This window comes from Pantoea sp. Nvir (assembly GCF_009829915.1).
Classification (GTDB): domain Bacteria; phylum Pseudomonadota; class Gammaproteobacteria; order Enterobacterales; family Enterobacteriaceae; genus Pantoea.
The window spans coordinates 1-19,746 of record NZ_SZZW01000008.1 but is presented as its reverse complement, the minus strand read 5'-3'; the positions used below and the strand labels follow the sequence as shown (position 1 = coordinate 19,746).

13 protein-coding genes and 1 pseudogene are annotated in these 19,746 nt (G+C 34.6%); 5 read left to right on the top strand and 9 right to left on the bottom strand.

What is annotated here, in order from left to right; all coding sequences use genetic code 11:
• The first annotated feature begins 83 nt into the window (after positions 1 to 83).
• A complete protein-coding gene (locus FD729_RS05115; protein ID WP_370461881.1) occupies positions 84 to 3,860 on the top strand; it encodes an NAD(P)-binding protein in 3,777 nt (1,258 codons plus the stop codon).
• Positions 3,861 to 4,028: 168 nt separating this feature from the next.
• Here FD729_RS05115 and FD729_RS05110 read toward each other — a convergent pair whose 3' ends face one another.
• The 7 genes from FD729_RS05110 to FD729_RS05080 all read right to left on the bottom strand — a co-directional run bounded on the left by FD729_RS05110 (position 4,029) and on the right by FD729_RS05080 (position 11,765).
• Positions 4,029 to 5,300 carry a Glu/Leu/Phe/Val dehydrogenase gene (locus FD729_RS05110; RefSeq protein ID WP_159932247.1) on the bottom strand — a complete coding sequence of 424 codons (1,272 nt, stop codon included), beginning with the start codon at positions 5,298 to 5,300 and terminating at the stop codon, positions 4,029 to 4,031.
• Between the two features lie 168 nt (positions 5,301 to 5,468).
• Positions 5,469 to 6,095, bottom strand: a complete 627-nt coding sequence (locus tag FD729_RS05105; protein ID WP_159932279.1) for a recombinase family protein — start codon at positions 6,093 to 6,095, stop codon at positions 5,469 to 5,471.
• A 704-nt stretch (positions 6,096 to 6,799) separates the two neighbouring features.
• On the bottom strand, positions 6,800 to 7,666 hold the full coding sequence (locus tag FD729_RS05100; protein ID WP_159932245.1) for a RepB family plasmid replication initiator protein: 867 nt from the start codon (positions 7,664 to 7,666) through the stop codon (positions 6,800 to 6,802).
• 1,094 nt (positions 7,667 to 8,760) lie between these two features.
• The gene (locus FD729_RS05095) at positions 8,761 to 9,315 is read right to left on the bottom strand and encodes a histidine phosphatase family protein (protein WP_159932243.1); all 555 of its coding nucleotides are present in this window, start codon (positions 9,313 to 9,315) and stop codon (positions 8,761 to 8,763) included.
• A gap of 176 nt (positions 9,316 to 9,491) precedes the next feature.
• Positions 9,492 to 9,962 (bottom strand): hypothetical protein, encoded by a 471-nt coding sequence (locus FD729_RS05090; RefSeq protein WP_159932241.1) that lies wholly within the window; start codon positions 9,960 to 9,962, stop codon positions 9,492 to 9,494.
• A 207-nt stretch (positions 9,963 to 10,169) separates the two neighbouring features.
• A complete protein-coding gene (locus FD729_RS05085; protein WP_159932239.1) occupies positions 10,170 to 10,997 on the bottom strand; it encodes a hypothetical protein in 828 nt (275 codons plus the stop codon).
• 12 nt (positions 10,998 to 11,009) lie between these two features.
• On the bottom strand, positions 11,010 to 11,765 hold the full coding sequence (locus tag FD729_RS05080) for a hypothetical protein (RefSeq protein WP_159932237.1): 756 nt from the start codon (positions 11,763 to 11,765) through the stop codon (positions 11,010 to 11,012).
• 1,215 nt (positions 11,766 to 12,980) lie between these two features.
• On the opposite strand from FD729_RS05080, the gene FD729_RS05075 reads away from it, so the two are divergent.
• Genes FD729_RS05075 through FD729_RS05060 form a run of 4 tightly spaced genes read left to right on the top strand, consistent with a single transcriptional unit; the run spans position 12,981 to position 16,441 of the window.
• A complete protein-coding gene (locus FD729_RS05075) occupies positions 12,981 to 13,946 on the top strand; it encodes a Gfo/Idh/MocA family protein (protein ID WP_159932235.1) in 966 nt (321 codons plus the stop codon).
• A gap of 14 nt (positions 13,947 to 13,960) precedes the next feature.
• Entirely contained in the window at positions 13,961 to 15,160 is a 1,200-nt protein-coding gene (locus FD729_RS05070; protein WP_159932233.1) for a DegT/DnrJ/EryC1/StrS aminotransferase family protein, read from the top strand.
• Complete coding sequence (locus FD729_RS05065; protein ID WP_159932231.1) at positions 15,157 to 15,588, top strand: NUDIX hydrolase; 432 nt, start codon at positions 15,157 to 15,159, stop codon at positions 15,586 to 15,588. The genes FD729_RS05070 and FD729_RS05065 overlap by 4 nt, the downstream gene beginning before the upstream one ends.
• Before the next feature lie 43 nt (positions 15,589 to 15,631).
• Positions 15,632 to 16,441 carry an inositol monophosphatase family protein gene (locus tag FD729_RS05060; RefSeq protein ID WP_159932229.1) on the top strand — a complete coding sequence of 270 codons (810 nt, stop codon included), beginning with the start codon at positions 15,632 to 15,634 and terminating at the stop codon, positions 16,439 to 16,441.
• 1,661 nt (positions 16,442 to 18,102) lie between these two features.
• Here the strand turns inward: FD729_RS05060 and FD729_RS05055 are convergent.
• Positions 18,103 to 18,630 (bottom strand): phospholipase D family protein, encoded by a 528-nt coding sequence (locus tag FD729_RS05055; protein WP_159932277.1) that lies wholly within the window; start codon positions 18,628 to 18,630, stop codon positions 18,103 to 18,105.
• Between the two features lie 953 nt (positions 18,631 to 19,583).
• Positions 19,584 to 19,745, bottom strand: a pseudogene (locus tag FD729_RS05325) (resolvase); the annotation flags it as partial.
• Position 19,746 lies beyond the last annotated feature (1 nt).

The following is a 19,746-nucleotide window of genomic DNA, read 5'->3' as shown; positions in this document are numbered from 1 at the left end:
AAATAATTAGTAAAGATATCGTTTTCGGCTCTATTCGATTCTTTTGCTATGACAGAAATATCGTTGAATGTATGGAAATATGGATGTTTTTTCCTGAATCTTTACAGGAGGGTGTGATTTTGTCTTTTTCTAGTTTCTGGCAGGCCGGTTATGAAGGTGCTGACCATATCAATACTGAAGGAAGACCGCTGGTAATGGATATACTGAATGATCATCAAACGCAGTTTTACAATGACTATGTTGCTTTAAAACATTTTAACATTATTACCGTGAGAGAAAGTATCGGTTGGAGGCAAATGGAAGTAGATCCAAAACAGACCTTCGCTACTATCAAAGGTAAAATGGAGGCGGCCTATAAACTAGGAATACAGATCAACTGGACTTTTTGCCACTACGGTTGGCCAAAAAATCTTGATCTTTTTTCTGATGATTTTATTCTAAGATTTGCGGAATTTTGCCGGCGTGTCGCCAAGTTTTTAAAACCGTGGTACGCTTGCTCGCCTATTTATTCCCCTATGAATGAGATCTCTTTTCTGAGTTGGGGACTCTCTGATGGACTGTTTGGCAATTACCACCATGACGATTCAAATGCGATTAAGCGTCAACTAGTACGGGCTACTTTAGCGGGCTGCGAAGCCATTTGGCTCGTTGACCCGCGGGCGCGGTTTCTTCATTGTGATCCTATCATCTATTTAGTCCCCGATGAAGACAGCGATCACTGTCACCAGCGTACCGCTGACCTTAATGCTGCGCAATTTCAAGCATGGGATATGCTAGTTGGTATGTGTGAGCCAGAACTGGGCGGCATGCCACGCTATCTTGATATTATCGGCGCTAATTATTATCACGCTAATCAATGGGAAACTAACTCTAATCTGCGTCTGCATTGGCATCTAGGCGATACTCGTCGCATGCCGTTGCACAAAATGCTAGTAAACTTATCACAACGTTATCAACGCCCGATTCTGCTCTCAGAAACCAGCCATGTCGGAAGTGGCCGACCAGCTTGGATAAACCATATTGCTGCACAAGTAGCTCAGGCACAGCTTAATGGCTGCGATATCCAAGGGATATGTATTTATCCTATTCTTGACAGTCCTCTTTGGGAAGATCCCCAATATTGGCCGCATAGCGGACTCTGGGACATTGCCTCTGATTTTACACGTCTGTTACATCAACCCACAGCTGCAGCTTTGCGGCAATCCCAAAGAACACTGCACCGATTTCAATTTTTTCTATCATCGTCTATCAGGCCACAGGAGTCCTTTATGAAACATTCTGTTTTAGTGGTATTTAGTCATCTGCGCTGGGGTTTCGTTTTTCAACGTCCACAGCATTTATTATCTCGCCTCGCTCAATACTACCGCGTTCTCTTTATTGAGGAGCCAGTTTATCAACCCGGTGAAGCAGGGCTACATACTTACGTAGCCGCACCGAACGTAACCGTTATTGAACCACATACAGATGTTGACGCTCCAGGTTTCCATGATAGCCAAATAATAGTATTACAACCCTTATTAACTTTACTGCTGGAGAAAGATGAACAGCCGTTAATTTGGTTCTATACTCCAATGGCGCTGCCGTTGTTAACTTGCTTTAATCCCAGAGCCATTATTTATGACTGCATGGATGAACTTTCTGCTTTCCATATGGCACCTCAACAGCTTCAACAACGCGAATCAGAATTACTTAACTGTGCTGATATTGTGTTTACCGGTGGTACCAGCCTATATGAAGCGAAAAAGCATCGACACAAAAACGTGTATTGTTTTCCTAGTAGTGTCGATGCCGCTCATTTTGAGCAGGCGCTTGACCGTAGTAACGGTCATCCGCTACAGCAGACTCTTCCGAGCCCACGATTAGGCTATTACGGTGTAATTGACGAACGTATGGATATTGCACTGATTGGAGCGCTGGCTGATGCCCGTCCTGAATGGCAGATAGTGATGGTCGGTCCAGTGGTAAAAATAGATCCCAACACGCTGCCCCAGCGAACTAATCTTCATTGGTTCGGTCAACAGCCCTACGAGGCCTTACCCCATTTCTTAGTAGGATGGGATATCTGCCTGATACCTTTTGTGCTAAATACCTCAACTCGTTTTATTAGCCCTACTAAAGTACTGGAGTATATGGCTGCGCAACTGCCAATTGTTAGCACGGCGGTCCCGGATATAGTGCGCCATTTTAATGATGTGGTCAATATTGTTGACACTACGCAAGATTTTATAAATGCTTGCGAAAATGTTTTAGATCTCAGCGAAGAAGCTCGTAGAGAACAGGCAGCAAAAATGGCAATAATTATTGCTAAAACTTCTTGGGATAGTACCGTTGAGCGGATGCAAGAGCATATTGCTGGTCTACGAAATAAAAAAGTTGTTCAAACTATTTCCTATAATAAGAGTCTAGATACTAATAAGCCGATACATATGGTGCCATCACGTCCTGTTGAATGTCTGATTCTAGGTGCAGGACCAACCGGCTTAAGCATAGGTTACCACTACGGTGAAGGCGCGGTATTACTAGAAAAAAATGAAACGCCGGGCGGTTGGTGTCGTTCAATTCAAGAAAAAGGATTTACCTTTGATTATGCCGGTCATATCATGTTTTCAAAAGATCCTTATGTTTTACAACTCTATGAAAAACTACTTGGTGATAACCTGCATTGGCAAACGCGTGAAGCTTGGGTTTATAGCCATAATGTCTTTACTCGTTACCCTTTTCAGTCATCATTATATGGGTTACCGGCAGAGGTAATTAGTGAGTGTATATTGGGAGCAGTAGAAGCTTGTTACGGTATACATGGCACTCGGAATACCACACTGTTGAATACAACAGGACAGGCGGTGTGTTGCTCAGATGGTATGTTTAACGCTGAAGCGACAAAATCGGCAGGGGAGGCAGAAAACACCGGTGAAGATTTTGAAAAATTTATCTTCCGTACTTGGGGAAGAGGCATTGCGCGTCATTTTGCAATTCCTTATAATCGTAAACTGTGGAAGATGTCGCTTGCTAATATAGAGACATCTTGGCTCGGTGAGCGAGTTCCAATGCCTAATTTAGAACAAATTATTTCTGGTGCGCTGATGCCGCTGGACAATCCTGTCGGACCTAATGCACGTTTTGGTTATCCCAAACGTGGCGGTTTTCAGGCATTAATGAACGGCTTCCTACCTTATCTTAAATGCGCGCTAGATACTCAATCTGAGATCGTTGAGATCCAGCTAAAAAATCGTGATGTTATTACTAAGGATGGTCGTCATTATCGCTATGAGCAAATGATCAGCACACTACCGCTACCTGAACTAGTGCAACTGATGGGCAATTGCGTGCCAGAAGCTATTCAGAAAGCTGCGTTATTACTAAATCACGTTTCAGTGCGCTGTGTTAATCTCGGTATTGGGCGCGAAGCTCTAAGCGATAAACACTGGATTTACTATCCAGGAGATACTCTGTTTCACCGCATTTTTTTACAAGGGAATGCCAGCCCGGAATGTAATCCAGCAGGATGCTTTGGCCTCATCTGTGAGATCACCTACCGCACTGAGCAACCTTTACCTTGTGAAGGTGACGCATTGATTCAGCGCTGTATTGACGACTGTATTCGTGTTGGTATTCTTCGTACTGAAGATGTTATTATTACTGCAAATGAGGTAGATATGCCTTATGCTTATGTGGTATATGACCACTATCGTCAGGCAAATGTACATTTGATTCGCAGTTGGTTGGCAACTCAGGGTATTTATCTTTCAGGACGTTACAGCGAGTGGGAGTATTATAATTCGGACCATGCATTCTTAGCAGGAAAACGCGCTGCTGAGTTTGTTAAAGCTTCCCTGAGTAATCGCAAGACAACGGAATAACGTGATGTTATGCCTAATGGCTTTGTCAGTGGTATATCCAGAGATTACGTAGTCGCAGTAGCGCAGTGCTAGTAGCCACCTAAATGTAGGGTGGCTACTAGCACTGCGCTACTGACGGTAGTCATGTGCGATTTCTAAAAATCGGGCTTACTGTATTCAGCTTTTTTATCAAGGATAAATACCGCGTTCTTTGCGTGCTATTAAAATACGCTCACACGCAACGATATAGGCTGCTGTACGCAGCGAACAACTCTTCTCTTTAGATTTGTTCCAGACATGTACTATGGCGTCAGTCATGATCTTATCCATTCGTGCATTAATCTCTTCCTCGCTCCAAAAAAAACTTGCCATGTCCTGTACCCATTCGAAGTAACTTACTGTAACACCTCCCGCGTTACAGACGACATCTGGTACTACGATAATATCGCGCGCGGCCAGCATGTCGTCTGCTTCAGGATAAGTAGGGCCGTTTGCACCTTCTAGTAAAAGTTTACAGCTTAGTGTTTCGGCTCGCGCACGTGTGATTTGCCCTTCAATTGCCGCCGGTATCAAGATATCCATCTGAGTAGTCCAGAATGCCTCTCCATCAATCTCTTGCGCGTCTGGAAAATCGCGGATCTGTTTATACTGTTGTTGCCAGCGTGTCAGCGCAGCCATATCAATACCGTTCAGATTAGCAAGGGTGGCGCTGTGATCTTGAACTGCTACTACAGAGGCGCCGGCTTCGCTGAACAGACGCGCTGCCTCGCTACCGACGTTGCCGAATCCCTGTACCGCTACACGAGCACCTTCAATAGGAATGCTCGCACGCCGCGCCATTTCACGGCCAGTAATAAACACGCCGCGACCAGTTGCTTTCTCTCTTCCCAGCGAGCCGCCGAGGTGAATAGGTTTACCTGTTACCACACCGGTCACTGTCGTACCACTGTTCATAGAGTAGGTGTCCATCATCCATGCCATTACCTTACTGTTGGTACCAACATCAGGTGCAGGAATATCCTTTTGTGGTCCAATTATGATGCCGATCTCACTGGTGTAACGGCGAGTTAAGCGCTCTAGTTCGCTTTCCGATAGTGCAAAAGGATCACATCGAATGCCTCCTTTGGCGCCTCCGTAAGGCAGGTTGACTGCAGCGCACTTAATAGTCATCCACGCGGAAAGAGCCATTACTTCGTTAAGATCTACATTGGGATGATAGCGAACACCGCCTTTCCCAGGTCCGCGCGAAAGATTATGCTGAACGCGGTAACCTTCAAAATGGCGGATAGTGCCGTTATCCATTTGCAAAGGAATATCAACGATCAGAGCGCGTTTTGGGTGGCGAAGTGTATCTATCCAGCACCCCAGTTCGCCAAGATAGGGTGCAACACGGTCGATTTGCTGGAGATAGGTAGACCAAGCAGATGTGCTGTTTTCAAACGCGTAGGATAGCTTTTCCATAAAGACCTTTCTTTTTTAGAACTTTATTATGTGTTGCTGTGGATGCATAAATAATTTTCTTTTTGTTAAAGAAAGATAATTTTTATTTTTTTACTAGAAAAAATATTTTCTCCACATTCTAAGACTTATTTTCTGTTGTGCAAGTGCACTAGGTTGTGGTTTAACCAATTAAGTGGAACGGATACCAGACCAGCATACTTGGGAGGTACTGTATCCTGTGGCGTCTGCAGTTTCCCGTATACTTAGTTTTTTAACCTGTCGGTAGTACAAGACTTTCTGGTGCCGATCGTGGTCGGCACGTCTTCCTCGGTATTTACCTAGCATATGTGCCCGCTCTATCCCCTGTTTTTGCCTTTGACGTCGGCTTAACCAATCTTTATGTGACATCGCTGCCATTAAGTCAATTAGCATGTTATTGATAGCTGTAATAACGGCGTGTGTTATTGGATCAGTTTGTGAGGGTTCTTTATCCGACAGTGCCTGCCATGAGGTAGGAACATCCAGACTGACAATGCGGAGCTTATGTTGCTCAATCTGTTTTTTCATTGTTATCCAGTCACTGTTGCTTAGACGGGTTAGTCGGTCTATTTGTTCTACTAGTAAAATATCGTTGTGATGGCTATCCATTAGTAACCGCCCCAATTCCGGACGGTCAAGCGTTGTACCGCTCACATTTTCACTATAGTAACTAGCTATTTTATGCCCTCGTTCTTGAACAAATTGTTCTAAGACTTTTTTTGCCCGATCGGCAAACTGATCTTCTGTTGACGCCCTTAAATAAGCTCTGATGAACATGGTTTCACCATATTGTCGCATTTATCTTTTCGAATTTAACCTATATCATATAAGTTAAATTATTAACGGTGTACCGTCATATTTTAGTTATGGCACCAGGGTATACTGTAACTGGTTTTTAATTTTTTTCAAAATACACACTCGCGATCAATTTTGATGACAATCCTATCTATCATATAACATTGACTGAAGGTGTTAACGTGGTAAATAAGGCATTATTGTAACTATAAACTTAAGTTTTACGTGTTTAGCTGTTTAAAACAGGGGATTATAAGATACTTTAGTCAGTATATCACAAAATATAAGGATAATTTGAAATTATAATATCCTTTGCACTACTTAGTAGTACTGTGCTTTTGCTGTAGAGTATTTAGTATCAGCTCTATAATATGCCTCCGTTTAGTGGTCTCTACACCTTACTATACAAATCTGTATTTTCTCAACTGTGCGATCTTACAATGGAAAAAATACTCTTATCAAATAAATAGTTGTAACTTAGGGTCATAGTTTGACGAGAATCTTAAATGTGTGCTGGCGGGATGTATATTAATTTCTAAGCAAAATGAATAAGTATAAAAGTGGGTTGTTAATGTCTTAACTACCTCTGATTGCACATGTAACAGTGTTTATAAGGAGAGTTTTGTTATGTAGTCACACTTCTTTGTATTCAACAAAGCAACTGTACATCCCGTCAGCACACACTTTCATAAATCCAATTGTTTTAATTTTGGGTTTCTTTTATGAATAATTAAAAAATTCTCCCGCTCTTTGCGAAATAAAGAAAATTTCAGATATCCAATATGTTGAAGTTGATCCAACGCCTTTTTTATCGTACGGTTCTGTTCGCTTACAGTACTAGTTAACGATAGGCGTTCACGTAAACGTTGGAAACCCACAGGTACTGGATTAGCTGGTAAGCTCTCGATAAACGTGTATATAGCCTGTGCAGCCTCTTTCTTCGGAAGAGCTTTAATAGCGTACTGTTGCAGTAACACTCGATAGTCTAGCTGAAACAGCTCCCAAAGCTTTTCATCTACTTCAAGTTGAATGATATCTCTGTCAGCATCGAAGTAACCAGTTTTTAATAAACCAGTTTGATAGCTTCCTCGTACATCCGCGCCACGTTTAAATGAGATAGACTTATTCCTCAGCTTACCCAAAGAATCATGGATAGAACTACGTAGACGACCATCTATACGCTTTGCTGAAAAGCCACAACCTTTTGCAAATTTTGTGAACTTGAGTTCAATCTTATTTGTATTCATACCACCTTTACTAAACGCGTAGATTATGCCTATCCAAACTTTAAAATCACAGTCCATGTCCAGGCGCGGACCAGAGATATTGATATTGTCATACCCCTCAGCTTTTGCAAGTTCAAGCTGAGAAAATAACTCAGATGCATCAACAATGTTGTTCTCACCCTGTGATTTAGTCGGCTTTGGAACAAAGACCCCAAGTCGCATGAGTGCAACTGGCTGAACAGTATTGTTCGAATTAACTGTGAGCTGTTTTTCTTTACTGACCATATCACCGTAGAGTGCATCAGCTATAAAAAACTTATCTATCATTGAGTTATCTCATTTCTTTAAAAAAGAATTCAAAGAATGCACTAAAAGTAGTTTTATCCCGCCAGCACACATTTTTATCCCGCCAGCACACATTTTTATCCCGCCAGCACACATTTTTATCCCGCCAGCACACATTTTTATCCCGCCAGCACACATCAGGATAAGCCTTTAAGCCAAGTACAGTGCGGCCTACAGCTTACGGGGATCTATTTGGTACTATATAGGATCTTATTGGTCTAATTATTGGATCTAACCTGTAAAACTGTGGATAACAATAGTACTAGAGTGAAAAAATAAAATCCAAACACTACTAGTACTCTTAAGTAGAGGTTGCTTCTCTAGAAGACTATTTAAGAAAATTCGTGGCATAGTGAATCACTCTAGAAAAGGAAAGAAAATTTTTAAAAAAATGTAAATAAATACATGAACAATTTAAACTAATTTATTTAAATCTCTCTTTGAACTACTGATTAAATCATTAATTTTCAGTATATATGCACGGTTACAGATATTTTCATATCAATAACCCTTTATTTTCTTTTTTAAAGAAGTTCATAATCAATGGGAAATACATTAAGACCTATATATTTCCATATTTTCCATCATTAATCTCATCTAACAAAACCACTTTTTAATATAAAAAGTATAGTTTTTCAAACTAATAAAAAATACTTTAATTTAAATTAATTTTTAATAGGAAATATTTTCCAAATTAAATTTAATGGGACATAAAAATTATGAATTTTATATGAAATTAATTCTAGTTAATCATAACTACAGATCATAATAGTAAAGTTATATAACTTTACAACATAATTATAATTATTTTTTCATATATATACTAAGTATGTCATAAAATTACTTTTCTTTACTACAGAAAGAAGTAACTTCTTTTACTTTTTTTAAAAAAAGTCATATAGTATATATGATTCCCTTATGAAGGGAGTCATATTAATTTTATAAGTAAATATATAGTTTTCTAAAGTTTTTTATAAATAACTAAATGCAGTATTCGGCATAAAATTTCAGATAAATACTAAATAATACAATTTATAAATAAAGATTTAATATTATGGACACGACTGCAATCTAACCTAGTATCTATAATTAACTCGTCGAAGTAACCATACATATTTATTTTTTATAAAGTGCGTAACTGAGCAATTGTCAATCTGTGTACAGAATGCATCAGAGCCACAGTGAAGACGTAGAATAGTCTTGATAACTCCACCATGAGTAAAAATCATGACACGATCATGCACAGCGAGCACACGGGCCAATGCTGTTTTAATAGCTGACTTAAAATTTAGATATTCTTGGCTTAGTGAGCCTTTTAATTCAGGATAAAAATCCTTTGATAAAATTAGTTCAGATCGTACGTGAAAAGATGCTTCACAAAAACTCTTATCAAAAAAGATTGACGAAAAAAGAGAGGGAGGTAAAGCTAGGCGACTAGTTTCTACAGCGCGATGTAAAGGACTACTCACTAAATAAAAATTAGTAAAGTCCGTATACTCAGTAAGCATATTATACAATTTTCTCGCTTCCCTTATTCCTCTATCTGTTAGATGACTGTTTTTATCATCAGATGTAGTATCAGCCTGCCACTCTGAATGGCCGTGTCGGATAAGAATAAGTTCTTTTTTCATACTACGAACTACAAACCTCTATTAGTAAAAAATGTCATCACCTCATGAGTTTCTTTATAAGCATCAGCACACGATGCTGATAAATGGAGGCCATTAGTAGAAGAAGTATACCAGCTACATTGACTAAGATGTGAACGTATCCCACTGTGGTTCTCACCAAACTGTATAGGATCCCCCTAAAAAAGTGGTTTAATTTCCGACCATGATAAAGAACTATTTTTGCTGAGAAGAAAAAGATGCACCGACGTGGTACTTTCAGTGAACAACCTTCTCTGATATGGACAGAAAGGATTTATAACTTTCTGTCCATCCTTTTGTAGATAATAGCAATCTTCTTTGAGACTCAGAGCTATATTCTGTGGAGAAACCCATTCGCGGAAAAGCTGCTCATCAGTAATTTGAGCTTTTAATGCTAAATAAGTGTATCCTCCTATACAATTATCCTCATACTTACTACGAGCATTTTTAAGAAGTCTAGAATAAACACAATCGAAAAGAAGCTCTTTTTCATCTCTAGTACATATTTCACACTCTTTCTCAACAGAGAGGTTAAAAAGAGTAAGATAGTCCCGGATAAGCGGATAAAATCTTCTGCGTTCTATAAGATTAAACTCTGGTTTAAATAACATAAGAGCAGTATCAGACATTCATGAATCCTAATTTATCTAAAAGATAATACTGAAGCAATAATTTATAATTAATTTTTTTAAAATATTAAAAATAAAGATCAACAAAAAAATAGAAAACTATTTCGCCCAAGACTAAAAATAAGCGCAATTAATTTTTTATCTCTTATAGATTTGAATAGATACTTATAATCTATCGGAAAGCATGGCATTTTTTGAAAGAAAATTTCAATATTTACCAAGCAATGTCATACCACGCTGATACTTTATATTATAAATAACATTTGTATTAAACCTTTTAATAAGAGAATCCCGTAAGAATTTAATAATTTGAATAACTCGGGGATCGCCTTTAATGGTGTCTGCAATTCTTGGATAAAGCGATAACTCAATTTCTCGGAAATTTTTCCAAGTACTTAGATCTTCTGTATAATTACTAAAACGAATATCACATACCGAGGAACGATCGAGAGAACATCGTAGGATATCATAGCCATCTATAAGAACATAAAATGTTGTACGATAACCCTTTAACATCATGGAGGGAATCAATTTTTTTGGTGAAATCCCAGTAGTTAGCTTAAGAAAAGTACCTGGTTGATCAACGTCGCTACGGGTAATAAGTTTTTTAACAATACTGACAGCGGCCTTACTACCAGGATCATTCTGGATAATAGCTTTTTCTTTACCTACAAATACATGACGCCTATCCAAGCGGTTACCTGTTGTATCCTCAGGCATCTTAAAAGCACAAAAAGCATGGGTAAGTTTACTACAAGATGTTCTCAATAAGGAACCGGTAGGAAGTATATTATATTTAGGAGTGTCGTAATATACGGCTGTATTCAAAGGTGGATTAACTCTTACCCAATCGTGTTCTTTAAACTCTACAGAAGGGAAAAGATTACTCACTTTATGAGGAATTTCGTCAAGCCACTTATAATACTGAATATCATCAATATGATCAGCAAAAATCTTCACAGCTAGTTGACGAAAAATATTATATGCACCATGCCGTTCATGCACTGAACCTTCTTTATGAACAATAAGACTCATAATATTATATTCTCAGATTTTTTCTAAAGTATATTTCAGTAACTCACGTAATTCGTTCGTTGTATACATTGGAACGTTAAATAACGTATGTTTACGAGGATAAAATGTATTATATGTGTAAGTATAATGTTTTTTTTGTCTTCCCCTTACTAAAAATGAAATGATAGGTTCATTACCAGTAGGAAACACTATACGATGAATAACGTCACTGCGCATAGTATATATATTGCCACGACTAACGGTCTTTTCTGCAATTTTATTCAGGTAGACATCTTTCTCAAAAAAACAGTCATGGATATTCCCTGTAATGGACGGAAGATATTTATATTTTTGAAATCGAACTTTAGAAATTGGTCTTTTCTTAGATTCATAAAAAATTTCATGTATCTGCGTCCCACAAAGAACATAAGAAGAAAAACTGAAACGGTGATCATGAATAAGCTCTTGATTAATTTCATTTTTAGTAAATGGGGGTTTCCAAATATGTAGCGTTAGGCGGCAGTTATTTTTATTTGTGTCGTTAATTAAAACAATTTTAGAAAAATGATTCACGTGCTTATATGAATTAGATGCAATTTCAGTTAAATAATTTTCATTAGCTAATAATTCATGAATTAGTATAGAGAATAATCCTTCATCTCGGACAAATTGTAAAAAATTAGAAGATTTCCGAAAAAAATTATTTTCATTATAATAAAACTCATTAAGATAAGTAAAACGTCGTTTAATTTCATAAAGTGCTAAACTAGATTTAATCATTAATCGCATATTTTTTCCTCTAAATACTAAAAGATTTATAGATGGTATAATACAAATATACTTTCCTGAATATTGAAAATACTATCAAACTACGATATGTAGTATATTATTTAATTCTTATTTTTAAAGTAAGAGAGAATATCATATGATATAATCTATCTCTAAAAATAGATATGTAAGAATTAATTACATATCACTGATTTTTCTTTTTTATAATAACTTTTATATTAAATAAATAATTGTTTTTATACTGTAAAATTTTCTTATCAAATTATTGATATGTTTTTATTTTTTACAAAATATTATTAATACTGATTTTTTAATAAAGCAATTTTGAGGCTTGTCAAAAAATAATAATAAATAACTTGTGAACCCAATAAGATTACTATATAGTGAGATAATAGACTATCTTCTTATTCAAGAAGATAGTCTATTATCTATCAAGAATTAACATACAATAAAAAACTTGAATAAGATTCAATACAAAACTAAGTAAAAATAAGAAATCATTTTGATAGTTAATAACAGTGATTTAATGTAATTTACTTTTATAAAAAGTGTGGTATATCAGAAATAAAGGTTTTTGATAACATTTTATTATACAATCTTAATTTTAAAAAATCCTCTAGATTTGTGAATCCCTTTTAAAAAGGGAGAGTACACTAATAAATTTAGAATAGTAATTTATTAAAATATTTTAAATTATTTTATTTAGCTAGATCATATTTAGTACTGTTAAAATAAAGAAATAATTTTCTTTTTTTATGAAAAAAAATATCGAAGATACAGTTTCTGTACATAAAAATAAAAAATATCATATATAATATAAATGATATAATTTATATATCTTATTTATATAGAACTACATTGCTTTTTATTGAAAGATTAAAAATAAGAATTAAATTCTTATTTTTAATTAGATAGTTTTAAGTTATAAAAGCACTTTAATTTTTTAATTATTTTATATATGATCTGCAATATAGAATAATTACTACTCTAATATATTGTTGATCTTATATGAAATCCCTCTTTAAACATATGATAAGTATCAAATTATTTTTATATAAATTAATGTTAAAAAATAGAGATGTTAAATCTCTTTCTTTATTAGAAAGAATTTAAATTTACGTAAAAAGTAAATAATATCTCATCTATTATATTACTTTTTTATATATTATTTATATAGAAAAGGGTATTCCCTTACCATAAAATTAGGAGGTTAATATGAAACTTGCTATTATCGGATGTGGTAATATTGTCATAAAAGAACATATACCGGCTATAGATTCATTAGGAGTAAAGATTTATGGAGTATGTGATTTATTACAAGAGAACATAAATAATGTAAGGAATCTTCTTAATTATTATGTACCCAGTTTCTTAAGTTATAAAGAATTAATTAGTTTAATAAAACCCGATACGGTTGTAATTGCATTACCCCATGCAATGTATTATGAGGTACTTAGTTACTGTAGTAACTTTCCAATGAAAGTTATTAAAGAAAAACCATTTGCTTTAACATTATCTCAATCGAAAATTTTTAGTGATTTATCACGTGATCGTGATTTTAAGATACTTACAGTATGCCAGAAAAGATATACACTAGCATATGAAATTCTAAAAAATAAAATATATGAAACGCAAGAAAAAATATTTCAGATAGATATTAGATATACAATTCCTAGCAGGAATCCAAATGGAAGATGGAGAAGTCAGTTCTCTACATCTGGAGGAGGTGTATGGTTAGACATGGGACACCATGTTGTAGATATTATTAATTATTTATTTAATGGAAAGGAAATTAAAATTAACCACGCTAGGTTAATTAACTCTTCTAATGGAGAGTATAATGTAGACGATATTGCGTTTGTTGAACTCGAATGCGACAAGGTTATCATAATTGCATATATATCATGTGTAGCTTTGCAAAAGCATGAAGATATTACTGTTTATGGACAAAATAAAATATTTTATGCAAATAAGAAAAAAGTTGTTGTAAAGAACAAAAAGCAAGAGATAATTTATGCTATAAAAGTTAAAGATATTTCATCATTTTCTAGAATGTATAAAGAATTTCTCTTTGAGGGGGGAGAAGCAGGGTTTGAAAGAAATTTAAATAGCTCAATTTCTTTGATGCGTGTTCTAGAAAAAGCTTTTGAAAGTAGTAAATATAATAAATTAACAGATTAAAAGGAACATTTATTATGAATGTTAAATATTCAAAGTTTATTCACCCTAAGATTACTAATGAGATATGCTCTAGTGTTCAAACTCAGCTGATGGAAGAGATATCAATCTATGACGATAGTGGTATCTATGAACGTTTGGAGAGAAAATTTAAAGAAAAATTTAATGTACAAAACGCCATTGCAGTAAATTCTGGAACCACTGCCTTATTCTCTATGTTTTATGGTGCAGGAATTACTCACGGAGATGAGGTAATAGTACCTAGCTATACGTTTTTTGCTACTTGTGCACCACTTCATCAGTTAGGTGCTGAACTAAAATTTGCGGATTGTGGTGACAACGGAAATATTGACCCTCAAGCGGTTGAATCTCTAGTCACTTCTAAAACTAAAGCTGTAGTCATTACTCATATGTGGGGTATTCCATGTGATCTTGACGCGCTCATGGATATTTGTTCTAGACATAACCTACTCTTACTTGAAGATAGCTCGCATGCTCATGGTGCAACATGGGATGGGAAAATAGTAGGTAGTTTTGCTGATGGTGCGGCTTGGAGTTTTCAGGGAAAGAAAATTTTAACTTCTGGAGAAGGTGGTTTTTTTGCTACGAAACATCGTAGAATGTACGAAAGAGCAGTTCTTGTTGGACATTTTAATAAACGTGCTATAAAAGAGGTCTGCTACGAAGACTTAAAAGATTTTTCTACAACTGGCACAGGCTTAAATTTACGTATGCATCCTTTAGCAGCTGCGGTTGTTCTTCCACAAATGGATTATTTTGAGCAGATGATGGAAGAAAAACGTGAAACTGCATTATTGATGAAACAAGGTATCGATGCAATTAAAGGTCTAAAAGTTGTCCGAGTACCGGAAAAAGCTAATCCTGCTTGGTATGCATTACCAATATTATTTAATCAGAACCAATTTATAATTAATATCAAACAATTTGTTGAACAATTAAATAAAGCAGGAGCTGTTGAAGCTGATATCCCCGGATCTACATGTCCTCTTGAGAAATATTTTCTTTTTCATTCTCCTCATAAAATATCACAAATTTATTCTAACAAAATTCGTATCGAAAGAGAAAATTTCATAAATTCTATTAATTTTCATAATAGTATGTTTAAACTAGATGTGTGGTATGGAGATGAACGTTTTAATTTTATAGAAAATTATTTATCTATTATTAATAAAGTATCAGAGCAATATAGAAAATGATAGAAAAACTTATTCCTCATAAAATATTAGATTCAATTAACCAGTATTATCGCATTGTAGTAGGAGGTATTATTACTGTAAATAATGAAAGTGGTATTCTTTTCATTAAAAGATCTAAACATGAATTTATGCCAAATGTATGGGAAATTCCTTCCGGTGGAATGGAACATGGAGAAACTATGCTACAGGCACTAAGCCGTGAAATTAAAGAAGAGACAAATCTTAATATTTTAAGTGTAGATGATTATAAGAATGCAACTAGCTATCAAGTAAACGAGAAAAATTATCTTCAGATAAACTTTCAAGTAACATGTTCTGGAATTTTAAAATTAAGTGATGAACATTCAAATTATGCGTTATCGGATATAAATATGTTCAAGGATAATTTAGATGAATTTATGTTAAAATTATTAAATTTAAATAGATAATTACAATATTAGATATCTGAAATTAATAATGAATGAGGTCATAATGCTGAATATTGCCATAAAGGCTATAATTAGTGTGCGAAATTACACGCTTTATTGTTTTAATCATGCAAAAGAGTTTAGTCTGAAACCAGATCAATCTCTTGTTACAAAAACAGATCTTTATATTGAAAAGAAAATAAGAGAATTTCTCTCTATTGTGACACCTAATATACCTATATTAGGTGAAGAATTTGGGTCTAATAATAAGAATTACTTTGAAACAGGTTGGGTTATTGATCCCATAGATGGAACAAGGACATTTTTATATGGGGTACCCCTGTTTAGTACTCTTTTATCTTATATAGAAAATAACGAACCTGTGATTGGAGTTATCTCATTTCCTGCATTAAATAAAATAATTTATGCTTCTCTTGGAGAAGGGTGCTGGATTCAATATGGTAATGAAAGTCCTATTAAGGTAGAACTTTTAGTAGGTAGTGTATATAATATTAATAATGCTGTAGTATCATTTTCAGGAGTACATAGTACTATATTTGATTCACGTGAAGGAAAGAAAGCTTATAACATTAAGAATGTTATTGAAAGGGCCAAAGACATTGTTTTTATCAATGATAGCTATCAACATATGATGGTTTTATTTGGCAGAATTAATGCAGCTGTAGATACATTAATGAAACCTTGGGACATAGCAGCATTGATTCCGTGCATGAAAGAAACAGGATTAGCGTATGCTAACCTTCATGGTATCCAGAAAGGAATCTTATGGGGAGAAAGTTTAATTACAGCTTCATCACAATCTTTATTGGAAGAGCTTATTAATGCTTTAAATGAAAATATACATCCTATGTAAACGATTTTTATATAAGAAAGTTAGTTCATGAGAGTACTAAACGCTATAATAAACAACTTATTAAAATGAACTACTGAGTTAGCGGTATCAACTGTTCCTATAATGCTATATTTGTCACTAGCGCATGAGTTAAGAAACTATAGATCACATTGCTGATTTCCGTATGGTTACAAAGAACCTCTCCGGAGCAACGTTTTAGAGTCACTTTCCTGTATTGTAGAAAGTGGTTTTTTAAAATTATTAATAAAGTTAAATAACAATAAATCCATATATAACTATTATTGCAGTAGTGACTTTTTTCTTGTTCTATGAATTAATCCGTATTAATTATAAATAATATTAATAATTAATGAGACCTGTTTACATTTTTTAACTATACGCTTCTTTTTTAAAAAATTAAAGATTAAAATATGTGAGAAAGAAGAAGAATCTTTCGTGAAAATATTTCAGATAAATTGTTATTAGGTATATATGTATATCGCCGTGGCGTATCAGTATTATATGTGTACTGTATAATAACAAGCAGATTTATAAACGTGGTATTACTATAACTGACTTAGACGTATAATATGCAAAGACGCTGATAAAACCGCAGAAGTACTGGGTCTATACCCAGTACTGTTGGGTCCTCTTCCAGCAGTTTTCTAGCTACATACTTAGTCCTTTCGGTAAAATTTATTATACGGTACTGATAGTTTTATGGTTACCAGAAAATTTCTCAGTGACCGACTGCCTCATTTATTTTTACCTGTAGATTAATTACGGTTTTCACATCTTTCTGCTTCCTGAAAGATTACATTTATTAGCTCTCCTTCTATAACATGGTCGATTACCGCAAGATTAAACTGAAATACGAGCATCATTACACTAGGTTGTACTAGCCGTAACTACAATGCACCAGGTCGCGCATACTATGTTTGTTCAGGGTTATTCCACTACTATTCATTTGTAAAAAAAATTTGCATGTATAACCTAAAGTAATCCTGAGCTACAAAAACGTTGAAACTAGCGTTTGTGAGTTAGAGAATGTGCTGGAGTAAGTTAATAATGTGGTAAGTTGATGTGATGTTGTTCATAGCAGGTTCTACAGGAAAGAAAAATATGGCACCAACAAGTAATAACCAGAAAAAAGTGAGTTCAAGAGACCAATTTGTTAAACGCACCGGATAAATATGACGGTTGCAGAATATAACTATTTACCTAAAAGGTATATTATATACTATATTAATAGTCTATTATTCTTGATTTAGTAGTAAGTAAAGATACTTATACCACAATATTTAACCCATATTTAATTTTGAATTACCTACATTAAATAAAATGCAAATCAAGCAAGATTGCTATAAGTTTTTTGCAAAGTTGTTTAATAAGTTAAAGTAAACTGATGAATCATTGACATTGTTCTACACCAGACATGAACTGAAATTGCACATTCATGCTACCCTAGTATTTAACCTCACTTTGCTTCTAGTTAGTGCTCTGATAAAACTAGTGCAGTTCTTAACGAGTGTATTGCTGGTACTTCTTAGTCGTAGTAGCCTATTTTGTCGCTACAAACATTAGTCTTTTCATTTTTGATCCTCAATAATTTTTACAGTAGATACTATCACTAGTAATACGGGTAACATATTGGTAATTCTACACCTATCTTACGTTATGTATTAATACGTAGATTTTTTGTCCATCCCTTCATTCCATATTCGGTTAAATTCCCGTGTGTATTTTTCAGCAATATCCGGCCGGTGGCGTAGATAAATTACATTTTCTGCGTTACGTGATGCTGCGCTTTGTGTATAGTTAAACGATCCAGTTTCCACTGAATGACCATCGATAATCATGAACTTATTGTGCATGATTGCATAATTGTCATTAAGTCTTACTGGTACATGGTGATTAGCTAAATAAGTTACAGCAGTATACTTTCTCCCGTTTGAGTTCTTGTCGGCAACTACACGCACATTGACTCCTCTTTGTTGGGCATTAATAATGGCTAATGCGATCGGCTTACTGGTAAAAGAATAAGCCGCAATATCAATCGATTTTTTAGCTTCTTCTATTGCGGTTAGGACTATATGTTTTGCTGTCATACCAGGTGAAAACCCCACTTCTATATCCTGAAAGTTTGTACAGGCTGAAAGGGGAAATGTGAAAATCAAAAAGAATAAAATAATTAAATTCGTTGATTTCATTGGTTTCTTTATCATTAGAGATACCTTGAATAGTGAGAAGAGAAATTGTCTTCTTATCTGAATAAAACTGTAAGTAAGCGATTGTCTTTTTCGTACAGCAGACGATTATTAAAAATCGCTACAAAGGAAACGGTACGGTTAGTACAGTACCACAAAGTGATCATTAAAGTAGTGACACACATATCATGCATCCATGTCCACCAATCAAAATAGATCTCTTTATAACAGGGGTTCCATTATGCCCTAATTTTCTACTTTATAGAAAAATATTATTGATATTTATTTTTATATAAATATTTATTTATATCTTCGATAGTATCACTGATAAAATTTTTTATATGTACAGTGTAATAACACTCTCACGTAGTTTAGATAAACTAGATTTTGAAAAAATCTACAAAAATTATTGTTGTTCATGCAAATAAATTTTGATTTAATTAAAATTTATATAGATCTGCTTTTAAAGGAAATTTCTATATAATAACTTTTCTAAAGAGTGGACGATACGATCATCCCTTTTATTATTTTTCACCAAATTGTTTTTAACATTAACTAACTATTTTATAGGTGATTAATTATAATTAATTTGAATATTTATTATTTGTTAAAATTAAAATATATCGTTTATAACAACTAAATAATATTTAATATTGAAAATTTTTTAAATAAACAAATGATCACTTCTAATTTATAGACACAGTTAACTATCTTACATAAATACACTGTCATTAATTTATATGCAAATCCAAGTTAAGACCTCCGTCGTGAGACTACCCTGACTTGAATATAGAACTATCCAAGGAATTTGAATATACTATATTAAATAATCTGTAAAACAATTTATTACTGATGAATAGTGTACACAATCTACTGAGCAATGTAAAGATGTCATAATATTCTTATTTTTTTATTAAAAAAGTTTGTAATAAAAAAAAGAGTATCTATTTTTTACCTTATCTTTCTTCCTGTGAATAAAAAGCCTGAATGCGGCATACTTGGGAGGTACTGTATCCTGTGGCGTCTGCAGTTTCCCGTATACTTAGTTTTTTAACCTGTCGGTAGTACAAGACTTTCTGGTGCCGATCGTGGTCGGCACGTCTTCCTCGGTATTTACCT